The sequence below is a fragment of the Clostridium cylindrosporum DSM 605 genome (assembly GCF_001047375.1).
Classification (GTDB): Bacteria; Bacillota; Clostridia; order Clostridiales; family Caloramatoraceae; genus Clostridium_AB; species Clostridium_AB cylindrosporum.
Window position 1 is genome coordinate 433,193 of the sequence record NZ_LFVU01000027.1, and the last position, 13,846, is coordinate 447,038.

Annotated in this window: 18 protein-coding genes; all 18 read left to right on the forward strand. The window is 32.4% G+C overall.

Annotated features, from left to right (window positions below):
* The first annotated feature begins 142 nt into the window (after window positions 1-142).
* The 18 genes from flgB (at window position 143) to flhB (ending at window position 13,838) form a co-directional block, all read left to right on the forward strand.
* Window positions 143-550, forward strand: a complete 408-nt coding sequence (gene flgB, locus CLCY_RS10685; RefSeq protein ID WP_048571112.1) for a flagellar basal body rod protein FlgB — start codon at window positions 143-145, stop codon at window positions 548-550.
* A gap of 3 nt (window positions 551-553) precedes the next feature.
* Window positions 554-988 carry a flagellar basal body rod protein FlgC gene (flgC, locus tag CLCY_RS10690; protein ID WP_048571113.1) on the forward strand — a complete coding sequence of 145 codons (435 nt, stop codon included), beginning with the start codon at window positions 554-556 and terminating at the stop codon, window positions 986-988.
* Between the two features lie 10 nt (window positions 989-998).
* Entirely contained in the window at window positions 999-1,301 is a 303-nt protein-coding gene (gene fliE / locus CLCY_RS10695; RefSeq protein WP_048571114.1) for a flagellar hook-basal body complex protein FliE, read from the forward strand.
* A 31-nt stretch (window positions 1,302-1,332) separates the two neighbouring features.
* Window positions 1,333-2,925: a flagellar basal-body MS-ring/collar protein FliF gene (fliF, locus tag CLCY_RS10700; protein WP_048571115.1), complete on the forward strand. Its 1,593-nt coding sequence runs from the start codon at window positions 1,333-1,335 to the stop codon at window positions 2,923-2,925.
* Window positions 2,926-2,931: 6 nt separating this feature from the next.
* Window positions 2,932-3,942 carry a flagellar motor switch protein FliG gene (gene fliG / locus CLCY_RS10705; protein ID WP_048571116.1) on the forward strand — a complete coding sequence of 337 codons (1,011 nt, stop codon included), beginning with the start codon at window positions 2,932-2,934 and terminating at the stop codon, window positions 3,940-3,942.
* Window positions 3,926-4,738: a FliH/SctL family protein gene (locus CLCY_RS10710; protein WP_048571117.1), complete on the forward strand. Its 813-nt coding sequence runs from the start codon at window positions 3,926-3,928 to the stop codon at window positions 4,736-4,738. The genes fliG and CLCY_RS10710 overlap by 17 nt, the downstream gene beginning before the upstream one ends.
* Window positions 4,726-6,027, forward strand: a complete 1,302-nt coding sequence (gene fliI, locus CLCY_RS10715) for a flagellar protein export ATPase FliI (RefSeq protein WP_048571118.1) — start codon at window positions 4,726-4,728, stop codon at window positions 6,025-6,027. The genes CLCY_RS10710 and fliI overlap by 13 nt, the downstream gene beginning before the upstream one ends.
* Window positions 6,028-6,044: 17 nt before the next feature.
* Complete coding sequence (gene fliJ / locus CLCY_RS10720; protein ID WP_048571119.1) at window positions 6,045-6,491, forward strand: flagellar export protein FliJ; 447 nt, start codon at window positions 6,045-6,047, stop codon at window positions 6,489-6,491.
* The gene (locus tag CLCY_RS10725) at window positions 6,492-7,571 is read left to right on the forward strand and encodes a flagellar hook-length control protein FliK (RefSeq protein ID WP_048571120.1); all 1,080 of its coding nucleotides are present in this window, start codon (window positions 6,492-6,494) and stop codon (window positions 7,569-7,571) included.
* An 18-nt stretch (window positions 7,572-7,589) separates the two neighbouring features.
* A complete protein-coding gene (locus CLCY_RS10730) occupies window positions 7,590-8,096 on the forward strand; it encodes a flagellar hook capping FlgD N-terminal domain-containing protein (protein ID WP_048571121.1) in 507 nt (168 codons plus the stop codon).
* Between the two features lie 12 nt (window positions 8,097-8,108).
* Window positions 8,109-8,492, forward strand: a complete 384-nt coding sequence (locus tag CLCY_RS10735) for a TIGR02530 family flagellar biosynthesis protein (RefSeq protein WP_053083315.1) — start codon at window positions 8,109-8,111, stop codon at window positions 8,490-8,492.
* 69 nt (window positions 8,493-8,561) lie between these two features.
* A complete protein-coding gene (locus CLCY_RS10740) occupies window positions 8,562-9,839 on the forward strand; it encodes a flagellar hook protein FlgE (RefSeq protein WP_048571122.1) in 1,278 nt (425 codons plus the stop codon).
* Between the two features lie 18 nt (window positions 9,840-9,857).
* Window positions 9,858-10,046 carry a flagellar FlbD family protein gene (locus CLCY_RS10745; RefSeq protein WP_048571123.1) on the forward strand — a complete coding sequence of 63 codons (189 nt, stop codon included), beginning with the start codon at window positions 9,858-9,860 and terminating at the stop codon, window positions 10,044-10,046.
* A 70-nt stretch (window positions 10,047-10,116) separates the two neighbouring features.
* Entirely contained in the window at window positions 10,117-10,578 is a 462-nt protein-coding gene (locus CLCY_RS10750; RefSeq protein ID WP_048571124.1) for a flagellar basal body-associated FliL family protein, read from the forward strand.
* Between the two features lie 13 nt (window positions 10,579-10,591).
* Window positions 10,592-10,978, forward strand: a complete 387-nt coding sequence (locus CLCY_RS10755; RefSeq protein ID WP_048571125.1) for a flagellar biosynthetic protein FliO — start codon at window positions 10,592-10,594, stop codon at window positions 10,976-10,978.
* A complete protein-coding gene (gene fliP / locus CLCY_RS10760) occupies window positions 10,959-11,720 on the forward strand; it encodes a flagellar type III secretion system pore protein FliP (RefSeq protein WP_048571126.1) in 762 nt (253 codons plus the stop codon). Before CLCY_RS10755 ends, fliP begins: the two co-directional genes overlap by 20 nt.
* A gap of 10 nt (window positions 11,721-11,730) precedes the next feature.
* Window positions 11,731-12,000, forward strand: coding sequence for a flagellar biosynthesis protein FliQ (gene fliQ, locus CLCY_RS10765; RefSeq protein ID WP_048571127.1), 270 nt, complete (start codon window positions 11,731-11,733; stop codon window positions 11,998-12,000).
* A gap of 5 nt (window positions 12,001-12,005) precedes the next feature.
* On the forward strand, window positions 12,006-13,838 hold the full coding sequence (gene flhB, locus CLCY_RS10770; RefSeq protein ID WP_048571128.1) for a flagellar biosynthesis protein FlhB: 1,833 nt from the start codon (window positions 12,006-12,008) through the stop codon (window positions 13,836-13,838).
* Window positions 13,839-13,846: the final 8 nt, after the last annotated feature.

Sequence of the window (13,846 nt, forward strand, 5' to 3'; positions counted from 1 at the left end):
TTAATGAGAAAATTAATTTAATTTTAAAAAAAATTAAAAAAGTAATTTTATTAAAAAGAAGGAATAATAACCAATAATTTCTAATTATTAACATTGGAGGGTAAATTAAATATTATATATATAAGATGAAAGAGGAGAGGTTATGGTTCAAAGTGTAGATTCTATAACGTATAACTTATTAAAGGGGGCTATTGATGCAAGTGCGGCAAGAGGTAAGGTAATATCTAATAATATTGCAAATGTTAACACCCCTGGTTTTAAAGAATCGACTGTGAAATTTGAGGAAAATCTACAGCAAGCTGTAAAAAATAATTCAATTTCTTTAAAAACTACAAATAAAAGACATATAAGTGATAGAAAAGATTTTAATAGTGGATATACTGTCGAAACAGATAAATCTACAAGCATGAGGCCAGATGGAAATAATGTAGATATTGAGAAAGAAATGGTTGAGCTATCATCAAATAATATGTATTATAACTTTCTGATATCTAGAATAAATGGAAATATTTCAACTAAAAGATACATAATTAGCGAGGGGAGAAAATAGTATATGAGTTTGTTTAGTGCACTTACAATAAGTTCTACAGGACTTACTGCTGAGAGAATGAGGATGGATACGATATCTAATAATATAGCTAATATGGAAACAACTAGAACAAAAAATGGAGGACCATATGTTAGAAAGGTTGTAACATTCGAGGAAAATTTGAATAAAACACTAAATGAATTTGATTCATCAAAGGAAAAGAGATTTGGGGGAGTTAAAGTATCTAGTATTCAAGATGATAATTCAACACCAATTAAGAAAATATACAATCCTAATCACCCTGATGCTGATGGAGAAGGGTATGTACTAATGCCAAATGTTAATCCATTAAATGAGATGGTTGATCTTATTACAGCTTCAAGAGGATATGAAGCTAATGTTACAGCATTAAATACAAGTAAGCAAATGTTTATGAAGGCACTAGAAATAGGAAGGTAGGTAAAGATTAATGAAAATAGATGCTATAAGCACTTTAAATACTTTAGGTTTAGATAATTCGATAATAGATAAGACAAAGAGAAGTAGCGAAACAAAAAGTTTTGGAGATTTTCTTAAGGAATCATTAGATAAGGTAAATGATAAACAAATAAATTCTAACGAAATAACTCAAAAGGCTATAATTGGAGAAGTTAGCAATGTACATGATGTATTAGTTGCTGCAGAGGAAGCAAAGCTTTCACTGGAATTAACGGTTCAAGTAAGAAATAAAATTGTTGAAGCGTATCAAGAAATAAATAGAATGCAGTTGTAAATAATTATAAGCAGCTAAAGGAGTGCAAAATATGAGTAAATTTCTCGAATTTTTTAAAGATAAGTTTGAGAAGTGGAAAGCATGGTCTAAAATAAAGAAAATAATTTCAATTTCACTAGTAGCTTTGCTAATATCAACTATAGTAATTGGAATTGTTTATGGAGCGAAAACAGAGTATGCGACACTTTTTTCTAACTTAGAGTTAGCTGATTCGAATAAAGTGGTAGAAAAGTTAAAAGCTGACAAAATACCTTATAAAATAGAGGGTAATTCTATATTAGTTCCAAAGGAAAATGTAGATGAACTTAGAATGTCAACTTTATCAGATGGAACTGTTTCATCAGGGAAAGGATTTGAACTTTTTGATCAAACTGCTTTTGGTATGACGGATAAAGAAGCAACGGTAAAGTACCAAAGAGCCCTGCAGGGAGAGCTTGAAAAAACAATAAGTGGATTTGAAGAAGTTGAAAAGGCAAGAGTTCTTTTAGTACTACCGGAGGAAACGGTTTTTTCTAAGGAAACAGAAAAAGGAAGAGCTTCTGTTACTTTAGCTTTAAAAGGAGTAGATACACTTCAGCCTGAAAAGGTTAAAGCTATAGTTGCTTTAATAACAGGTAGTGTTAAGAATGTTCCAAAGGAAAATGTCGAAGTAATGGATAGTAAGATGAACCTTTTAACTGAAAATCTATATGATAGTGGTACTGAGGGAACAGTTTCTTCGTTAAAGCAACATGATGCTGAGATAAGTTTTGAAAAAAAGCTTCAAAGTGAAGTTACAAGAAGTTTGGAAGCTATGTTTGGTAAAAACAAGGTTAGAGTTAACGTTAATGCAGATCTTGATTTTGATTCAAAACAAAGAACAACTATTGTATATGATAAGGATGATGTAATTCCAAGAAGTGTAAAGGATGTAAAGGAAAGTACAACGGACTCATCAGGAAATACTGTAGGAACACCAGGAGTGGATACAAATGCAGGAGTTAATTATCCACAGGGAAATTCTACACAAGGTGAATCAAATTCTGAAAAGTCCGATGTGACAACTAACAATGAAATTGGACAAACTGAGGAAAAACTTATTTCAGCGCCTGGTGAAGTTAGAAGATTGACTTCTTCAGTTATGATTGATGGAAACTTAACCGAGGCTGAAAAAGCCTCTGTAAGAAATATGGTAGCAGCAGCAATAGGATTTGATTCTGTTAATAGACGAGATGTTATTAATGTAGATTCAATGATATTTGATGAAGCTTCTAAAAAGGCAGAAAAACTTGAAGCTGAAAAAATAGCTAAGCAAGAGGCACAGCAGGCTTTAGTTAAGACAATAGTGCTGATAGCTGTTGGAGTAGTACTTTTAGTTGGAAGCATAGTAGCACTTCTTATATGGAGAAAGAGAAAGAGGGAAGAAGAGGAACTTATTCAAGAAGCAATGGAGGGAACTGGAACGAATCTTAACATTGCAGATTCTACATCACCTATGGGTCCTTCAGAATATTCTCCTCTTCTTGATGAAAATGAGGAAGATTATGGAATGAATCTTGAAAGTGAAATTAGAAGTTATGCATCTAAAAAACCTGAACAAGTTGTTGAAATTATTAAAACATGGTTATCTGAGGATGAGAGGTGATAAAAATTGGCTAATACTAAGTTAACTGGGGTTCAAAAAGCAGCCATACTGTTTGTAACATTAGGACCAGATGCATCTGCACCAATAATTAAAAACCTACCAGAACCTGAAATTCAAAAGATAACTTTTGAAATTGCAAATATGCCGAAAATAAAAAGGGAACTTAGACAAGAAGTTCTAAAGGAATTTGTAGATTTAAATAAGGCAAAGGACTTTATAATTGAAGGCGGGTTTGAGTATGCTAAGAATCTATTAAGTAAGGCTTTAGGTTCACAAAGGGCAAGCGAGATTATAGAAAAGGTTTCTGAGGTAACTCAGCAGTACAGACCTTTTGCTATTGCTAGGAAAGCAGATGCAGCTCAACTTTTAAATGTAATTCAAAGTGAGCACCCACAAACAATTGCTTTAATACTATGTCATCTTCAAGCTGAAAAATCAGCACAGATCTTGTCAGGGTTATCCGATGAACTTCAATCAGAGGTTGCAAAAAGAGTTGCAACTATGAGTAATACATCACCAATAGTTATTGAAGAAGTAGAAAGAGTACTTGAAAAGAAACTATCTGGTGTTATCAGATCAGAAGCAACTGTTATCGGTGGAATCCAGTCACTTGTTGATATTCTTAACGGAGTTGATAGAGGAACGGAAAAATCTATTATTGAAGAGCTTGATCGTGATGAACCAGAACTTGCAGAAAAGATTAGAGAATCAATGTTTGTGTTTGAAGATATTATTACTCTTGGTAATACGTCAATTCAAAGAATATTAAGAGAAGTTGACGTAAGGGAGCTTGCACTTGCATTAAAAGGTTCCTCTGAGGACGTGGCAAATATAATATATAAAAATATGTCTAAAAGAGCTGCTCAGACTCTAAAGGAAGACATAGAATTCCTTGGTCCTGTAAGGCTAGTGGATGTAGAAAAGGCACAGCAATCTATTGTATCTATTGTAAGAAGATTAGATGATACAGGCGAAATAGTACTTTCAAGAGGTGGAGAAGATGCCATCATTGTATAGCAATATCATAAGAGGGAAAGAGGTTAGTGAAAAAAAGCTAATCTCACCTCCTATCATAGAAAAAATATATAAAAAAGAAATTGATGAAGTTGAAAACTTAACACAAAAAGTTGAAGTTAATATAGATGATATATACAAAACTATAGAGAAAGAGGCAATTGAAAAAGGGGAAGAAATCTTAGAATCCTATAGGGAAAAAGCTAAAAAGATTATTGAAGAATCTGAGAAGGAAGCAAGATCTATAAAAGAGACTTCCATGGAAGAGGGATTTCAAGAAGGATATAAGAAGGGATATCAAGAAGGGTATACCTTTGGAAAAGATGAAGCAAAAAATGAATATGAGAATTTAATTAGTGAAGCATCGGAGATAAGGTGTAATGCTAAGAAGTACATAGAAGAATGCTACCGTGAATCGAGACATTACATCAGTAGTGTTGAGAATGAATTTATAGATATTATAATAGAAGTTTCACGAAAAGTAATAAATACTGAACTTTCACAAAATAATGAGGCTATTTTAAGTATATTAGAATCAGCAATTCTGAAATGTGTTGATAAAAAACAAGTAATACTTAAGTTAAGCCCTAAAAATTCAAGTGTTGTAAAACTCGAGAAAAATAGGATTTCATCCTTAGTAGATGAAAAGTGCAATATACTAATTTTGGCAGATAATGAATTGGAAGATAACTCATTTAAAATTGAAACTACATCTGGTTTTGTAGATGCAAGTGTAGAAGTACAGTTAGAGGCTATAGTACAAAGCTTGTTAGGAGATAGTTTGCAATGTATAAAGTAGATTTTGATAACATGATTTCTTTAATTAAGAAGACAAAGACTTTGAAGGTTACTGGAAAGGTTACGAAGGTTGTAGGATTAACTGTTGAAGTAGAAGGTATTAAAGCCTTTGTTGGTGAAGTTTGCACTATAATAACAATCAATGATAGACAGATACAAGCTGAAGTAGTTGGGTTTAGGGATGGTATTGCTATTTTAATGCCATTTGAAAATACTTTTGGAATTGCTCCAGGTTCGGAGGTTATTTCTACTGGAAAAGCTTTAACTGTAAAAGTTTCTGACAGTCTTCTAGGAAGGGTTTTAGATGGCCTTGGTAGAGATATGAATGGATATGACTTTAAAGGTGCTGAGGAGTATAAGCTAGACCGAGACCCACCAAATCCACTTTTAAGAAAAAGAATAGATAGCATAATGACAACAGGGGTTAGAGCTATAGATGGACTTTTGACTTGTGGAATTGGGCAAAGAATAGGTATCTTTGCAGGAAGTGGTGTTGGAAAAAGTACACTACTTGGAATGATAGCAAAGTATGCAGATGCTGATGTTAATGTTATAGCACTTATAGGAGAAAGAGGAAGAGAAGTTAAGGAATTCATAGAGAAAGATTTAGGACCAGAGGGACTTAAAAAATCTGTTGTAGTGGTAGCAACATCGGATCAGTCTCCAATCATGAGACTAAAAGGAGCTTATGCAGCAACTTCTATAGCAGAGTACTTCAGGGATAAGGGTCTTAATGTAATGATGATGATGGATTCTGTAACCAGATTTGCTATGGCGCAAAGAGAAATAGGACTTACTATTGGGGAGCCACCAGCTACAAAAGGATATACTCCGTCAGTTTTTGCAATGCTTCCAAGGCTTATGGAAAGAACAGGTAGATCTGAGGTAGGATCAATTACAGCTTTTTATACAGTACTAGTTGATGGTGATGATATGAATGAGCCTATAGCAGACGCTACTCGTGGTATACTTGATGGACATATCGTTTTTTCAAGAAAAATTGCAGCAAAGAACCATTATCCTGCAATAGATATTAACTCCAGTGTTTCAAGACTTATGAGTCAAATAGCTGAAAGTGATGTTAAGGCTAAAGCAGGAGAAATAAGAGATTTACTTGCTACTCATAAAGAATCAGAAGACCTTATAAACATAGGTGCATATCAAAAGGGAGCAAATCATAAAGTAGATAAGGCAATAGACGCTATAGATTCGATAAATGATTTTCTAAAGCAAAAAGTCGATGAATATTCATCACTAGATGATACATTTACTAAGATGATGAGTATATAAATTTGAGGTGGAAATAAATGTTCAATTTTAAGCTTCAAAAGGTATTAGATTATAGAGAAAATCTAGAAAAAAAAAGTAAAGAGGATTTTGCATATAAACTTTCAATATTCAATAATGAGAAGGAAGAATTAAATACTTTAGTTAATAAAAAAGAACTTATAAAAAGTGTTGATTATACTTCGAAATTAAAAACAACAAATGATTTAATTATTTATCAAAGGTATGTAGATTATTTGGATAGGAGTATAGAAGATAAAAAGATTCAAGTTAAAGAGGCCGAAAGGAAACTTGAAAAATCAAGACTTGAACTTATTAAATCTACAAAAGATAAGAGGATAATGGAAATTCTTAAGGATTCAGCCTTTGAAGAGTATTTAAATGATGAAAATCAATTAGAACAAAAGAAGTTAGACGATATTGCCCTAAGTAGATATACAAATTCACTGAAGGGAGGTGAAAAGTAAGTGAATGTACCAATAACAATTACAAGTGAAGCTATGAACATAGCATCTATGAATAATTCTTCAGCTAGAGAACTATCAAATGGAACCGACTTTTTAAACCTTTTAACCAGTTTACTAACTTCAGGAGCTGAGGGTGAAAATGCCCTAATATCATTACTTAACTCTAAAGAAGTTACACCTCAAGATACAAGTACTACATTAGGATCTATAATGAATACTTTAAATTTAAGAATTAATGGTGAAAGCACTCCACTTAAAAAAGATAATTTTATTATAGGTCAAGGAGATATGGAAGATATATTAGATAATCTGAAAAATTTATCAAAAAACATTGCTGAAGAAAGTTTGAGCCAATATATTAATGGCATAAATCAAGATAATGGTTTTCTAAAGTTAAGAGCAATGGAATCTTTAAATTTTCAAGCACAAAATAGTAGTTTAGCCTCTACTATTCAAGGTATGATTACTAACTTAAGTGGAAATGTAGAGAATAAAGAAGTTTTAAATGCCTTAAAGTTTCTACAGCAGTTTACTAATTCAGATGGTAGTCTTGATACATCAAAACTACTGAAAGCTATTGAGGCTGGAGGTAAAGGACAGGATGCTTCATCCTTTATGAATAGTATGAATTTAAACCAAGGAGGTACATCGCAAATTCAAGAAAGTGTCCCGGTAAAGGAAGTTAATATATTCAATACTAGAGATATAGTAGATGTTGTAGTTGAAAATTTCAAAACATTAAGACTTCCAGGACGATGCGAAATGAGAATAAAGTTAAATCCTCAGGAACTTGGGGAAATCACAATAAAGCTAGTTTTAGAAAAAGGACAAGTTAGTGCAGTTATATCATCGGATAGAAAAGATACATTCGCCCTACTTCAAAGTAATATAAATAATCTTTTGCAGCAGTTAAAGGATTCTGGAACAGAGCTTCATCATGTAGCTGTTAATTTAAGTCAAGATCAAAGTGGTGAGGAAGCCAGACGTGGATATAAAGGGGAAAAAGAGAAATCCCAAGATGAAGAGTTTGAAGATGTTTTTGAAGAAACTGCAAATAAAGAGTCTTCTACTATTCTTTAATATTAAGGAGGGAAAAGTATGCCAGTAAATGGAATAAGTACTATTCAAAATTTAGCATATCAGAACACAAAATCAACTAGTAGTAGTGATTTATCAAGTAAGGATGTATTTTTTCAGATACTTTCAGCGGAGCTTTCTAACCAGGATCCAATGAAGGGGAAGGATGGTACAGAGTATGTATCACAGCTTGCACAATTTACAACACTTGAACAGACACAGCAATTATATAGTTCTATAAATAAATTATTAATGTCTCAAAGTGTAACAGAAGCAGGAATGATGATTGGTAAAGAAGTTGAATTTGGAGTAAGAGGTAATGACGGTACATACAAAACAGAAAAGGGAGTTGTAACTTCTGTAAAGATTGATGGAGGACAAGTGTATTTATATACTAAAGACGACAAAAAATACTTACTTGGAGATTCAATTGGATTTAAGGAAGTAACTCCTTCTGAGAATACAGAAGCCAAAGAAGATAGTAAATTAGATACAGCAGATAATGTAGAAGGAGAAGCTTCTAATTAGGAGGAGATAGAAATGCCTGAAATAAATAGTGTAGGCCAAGTATCCTCATATTCAATTAAAGAGGTTTCAAAAAACAAATCTTTAGATGTTAGAACTAGTCATAGATTCGACTTTGATAAATGTGTTAACAATGCATTAAATAAAAATCTTAAAATATCGGCACATGCAATAGATAGATTAAACAGTAGAAATATAAGCCTATCTGAATCTGATATGAAAAATATTAATAATGCAATTGATAAGGTAGAGGGAAAAGGTTCTAAAGAAGCTTTAATCCTTTATAACGACCTTGCATTAATTGCAAGTGTAAAAAATAGAACAATAATAACAGCTATGGATAAGAATAGCTTAGAAGAAAAGGTTTTTACAAATATAGATGCGGCGGTAATACTTTAGGCTGGACCTAAGGGGGGCCTAGTTGCTACTGAACGATAGATGTAGCATAAAGATTAAGGAGGAAAAACGATGATAAGATCGATGTATTCTGGAATTAGTGGTATGAAAAACCAACAAGTAAAAATGGATACTATAGGTAACAATATAGCGAACCTTAGTACAACATCATTTAAAGGTTCAAGAGTTACATTTAAGGATGCTTTAACACAAACAATGCAATCAGCATCAGCACCTACATTTGCTGTAGGGGGGGCAAACCCTAGACAAGTTGGGCTTGGAATGGCTGTATCATCAGTAGATAAGAATATGGCACAGGGTACACTTCAGCCAACAGGAAGATCAACAGATATTGCTATTCAAGGAAGTGGATATTTTATGGTTCAAAATGGACCTGAAGTATTTTATACAAGAGATGGTTCATTTACACTAGATAAATTTGGAGATTTAGTAACTAGTGAGGGTCTTCGTGTTATGGGACAGGATAAAGCTGGGACTAGAGGCCCTATAAACCTCCCATTAGAACATGATACAGTACCAGCTATAAAGATACAAGGAACTGTAGGTGCTTCTACTAAGGAATTACTCCAAATTAAACTTTATGGATTTGATGGTGCAGGTATTGAAAAGATAAATATTGATAATACAGTAGATGGAGGGGCAAACCCAGTAGTTTTTAAAACTGCAGATAAGAGTATAACTATAAATATTAAGGGATATAGTAGTCTAACAGAACTTGAAAGAGCTATAACAACACAACTTAAAAATATTGGGGAAATGTCCGAAGAACAGTTGAAAGCTACAGATGCTGCAACTGTAGCTAAAAAAGATATAAAGGAAAATATTATTGATAAAGGTATATATGGTATAGGAGTAACAGGTGATTATGCAGAGGCTAAAAATGCGACAGGTTTAGGAGTTATGCCAGAATCTAGACCTAGAAATACAGATGGGACAATAAATACAGCTGCTACTACTGGTTTTTATACTGAAAAAATGCAAATAGGTAGCTTTAGTATGGGGAAGGATGGAACAATTAGAGCTGTTTATGGAGAAGATGTATTTGAAGTTGCAAGGCTTGAGATTGCAAAGTTTGTAAATGATTCAGGTCTTGAGGCAAAAGGAAGTAACCTTTACCGTGAAACAGCAAACTCAGGACAAGCAACTAAGGGATTTCCAGGTGATATAGGATTTGGAACAAGTGAGCAAGGGTTCCTTGAAATGTCTAATGTAGACCTTGCAAATGAATTTACTGATATGATTGTAACTTCAAGATCATACCAAGCAAATTCAAAAACAATAACTACATCTGATGAAATGCTACAAGAACTACTAAATCTTAAGAGATAGTGAAAGAGGGGATAGCAAGTGATAAAGATTTCAACACTAACACACAAGGAATTTTATCTTAACTGTGAATTGTTCGAGAAAATAGAAGCTAATCCTGATACTGTAATTACTATGACAAATGGTAATAAATATGTAGTTGAGGATACTCCAGAGGAAGTTATCAAGAAAATCAAAGATTACAAAAAAGAGATTTTACAAAGATTTTAATTAATTATAGGTGCCTTTAAAGGCTAAAGGTACCTATATAGACATAACTAATAAGTAAAGGAGAATTAGAATGAGTGAGGGTAAGAAGAAAAATCCTATAATGATTATACTAATAATTTTAATATTAGCAGTGGCATCTGTAGGTGGCTATTTTGCTTACACAATGTTTATTAAGAAGCCAACAGGACAAAAAGAAGAGATTAAGTATGTTGAAAAAGAACTAGTTGAAAAGCCTATGGAATTAGAAGAGTTTACTGTAAACCTTGCTGATGAAGGTGGAAAAAGCTTCATTCAAACTAAATTAACTTTAGCTTACCCTGAAGCAAATAAAGATTTAGAAAAAGAAGTGACTTCAAAGCTAGACAAAGTACTAGACATAATTAATTCAACTTTAAGACAAAAGAAAGCAGATGATTTTAATGGAAATGGATTAGCATCTGTTAAGAAGGAAATCTTAGATAAAATAAATGAAAACTTAATTTCAGGAAGACTTACAAATATATACGTGAAAAAAATAGTTATTCAAAGGTAAAAAGGTGATAAAAATGGGGGATCTTTCTTTTGTATTTGATACTATAAAAACATTATTTGTCTTTGTTTTTGTACTAGTTCTAATGCTTATTACTCTTAGAGGACTTGCTAAGTATCAAAATAAATTATCTGGAAATAAAAATATTAAAATTCTTGAAAGAGCTAGTCTCTCTCAAAATACAACACTTAATATAGTTAAGGTAGGAGAAAGGTTATACCTTATGTCATCTAGCACTAAGGGTGTTGTTATTCTAAAGGAATTATCCTTAGATGAAATTGATGAAAATGTTTATAAAGTAGTAAATATGGAAGATATTAAGATTCCCTTTGTTTTTAAAAAGAGAGAGGAATACTTAAAAGGGTTTAAAGGAAAGGTGAAAGATGAAAAAGAGAGCAGTTAAAAAGATATTTCTTCTTATGCTATTTATGTTTGTCTCATATCATACAGTGGGACATGCAGAGCCTATAGGAGTAGATCTTAATTTATCAGTAGGTGGTCAGCAAGCTCCAAGTGAATATGTAGGTAATATAAAGCTATTATTACTATTAACTTTTTTAACATTTATCCCAGCAATAGTCCTACTTACTACATCTTTCACGAGAATTGTTATAGTGTTTGGCTTTACAAGAACGGCCCTATCTACGCAGCAGTCTCCTCCAAATCAGGTTATTATTGCATTGGCACTATTTATGTCACTGTTTATAATGACTCCTGTTTACAAAGAGGTTAACTCAAATGCTATTCAGCCTTATGTAGAAGGGAAACTAAGTTATTCTCAGGCTATAGAAATAGGAAGTAAGCCTGTAAAAAACTTCATGTTAAATCAAACAAGGGAAAAGGATCTGGCACTTTTTTATAAAGTAGCAGAGTATGAAAAGCCAAAGGATAGATATGATGTACCATTTACAGTATTAATTCCAGCCTTTGCAATAAGTGAAATAAAAACTGCATTTCAAATGGGATTTTTAATATTTGTACCATTTATAGTAATAGATATGATTGTTGCAAGTATACTTATGTCAATGGGTATGTTTATGCTACCACCTGTGACGGTTTCACTTCCCTTTAAAATACTATTATTTATTTTAGCAGATGGTTGGCATTTAGTAGTTAAATCCTTGCTAGAAAGTTTCGTGAGGTAGAGGTAAAGATATGAGTGAAGTATTAATATATTCTATAGCAAAAAAAGCAATAACAACAACAACTTTGGTTTCGGCTCCTATACTATTAGTAGCAATGATAGTTGGACTTGCAATAAGTATATTCCAAGCCGTAACTCAAATCCAGGAACAAACTTTAACTTTTGTTCCTAAAATGGTAGCAATTATTTTTGTGATGATTCTTTTAGGACCATGGATGACAAAAACATTAGTACAGTTTATAGAAAACATGATCAACACTATACCTAGTATAGTAGGGTAGGGAAAATGACAGAAATTAATGTTAATGATTTTTTAATTTTCTTCCTAGCTTCTATAAGAATTATTTCAATGCTACTTACAGCACCTATTTTTTCACAAAAACAAATTCCAAGCCCATTTAAAATTGGTTTTTCTTTAATTGTTGGCCTTTTAGTATCTTCATCTATTACTGGCAGGGGATTTACCTTCCCAGCAAATAACTTTGAACTAGCGTTGTTTGTTTTTAAAGAAGTTTTAATTGGGGTATCTATAGGCACTGTTGCAACTTTTATTTTTAACTCATTTAGAATGGCTGCACATCTTATGGATTTTGGTATTGGGTTTTCAATGTCTCAATACTATGATCCTACATCAGCATCTAGTGCTACTGTTTTGGAAAGATTCTTTAACTGGATTGCAACGGTACTATTTTTGGTATTTAATTTTCATCATATACTTATTTCAGCAATTACTAGAAGCTTTGAGGTAGTACCTCTTGGGCACTTTATAATTAGTGAAAATATATTTTCTGCAATTATGAGTTCCTTTTCTAAATCCTTCATTATAGCAGTGCAAATAGCAGCACCTATAATGATTATTATGTTTATCACAGACTTTACTCTAGGACTTATAGCAAGAACTGTTCCTCAGATCCAGGTGTTTGTTTTAGGTATGCCTATAAAGGTTTTGCTTGGACTTTTAGCACTATCTGCTATAATTCCTGGACTTATGCAGGTATTTATAAAGTCCCTAGATAAGATATCGCCTGAAATTTTAAAAGTTTTATCCTCTGTACCAATACTATTTTTTCTAGGAACAGATGATAAGACCGAGGAACCTACTTCTAAAAAGCTTCAAGATGCTAGAAAAAAAGGTCAAGTTGCGAAAAGTAATGACTTAAATTCAGGTATTATTTTACTTGGAGTAACCCTGTTTTTCTTGTTTCTTGGAGATAAAATTTATACATATGGATTACAAGGCATGGTTCAAGAACTTTCAAACCTTTATGTGAAAGAAATAAATTTTGTTGATGCTCAAACAATATTTTTAAAGTCATTACAAAAGACATTCTTTGTAGCAGTTCCAATTGCTGTAACTGCAATGATACTTGGTGTTATTTCAAATGTTATGCAAGTTGGTTTTTTAAATAGTGGTGAAGGATTAAAACCTGACTTTAAAAAGCTTAATCCTATAAGTGGTATAAAAAAGTTTTTTTCAATTAGAACCATTATGGAATTTGTTAAATCTATTCTTAAGATAGGCCTAGTTGGATTTGTTGGTTATAGTTTTGTAAAAAGTAAGATATTCGACATTATGAAGGTATCAGACTTACATCCTAATGGAATATATCCATTTGTAAAAGATCTTGCAGATTCACAGCTTATTAGAATTGTAATAGTTCTTTTAACAATTGGTATTGCCGACTACATATTTCAAAAAAGGCAGCACAAAAAGGATTTAAGAATGACAAAGCAAGAAATAAAAGATGAATACAAACAAATGGAAGGTGATCCACAACTTAAATCTAAAATAAAGCAAAAGCAAAGAGAAATGGCTATGAGTAGAATGATGCATGAGGTACCTAAAGCTACGGTTGTAGTAACAAACCCGACTCATTACTCTATTGCTCTAAAATATAGTAAGGGAGAAGGAGCACCTAAGGTTCTTGCAAAGGGAGTAGATAGTGTAGCTTTTAGAATTAGAGATATAGCTAAGAAACACAATATCCCTATAGTTGAGAATAGAATTCTTGCAAGAAAAATTTACGCTGAGGTTGATATAAACAAGGAAATACCCTCAGAATTATATGGTGCTGTAGCTGAAGTAATAGCTTATGTATACAGCATTAAGAAAAGGTGAGGTTAAAT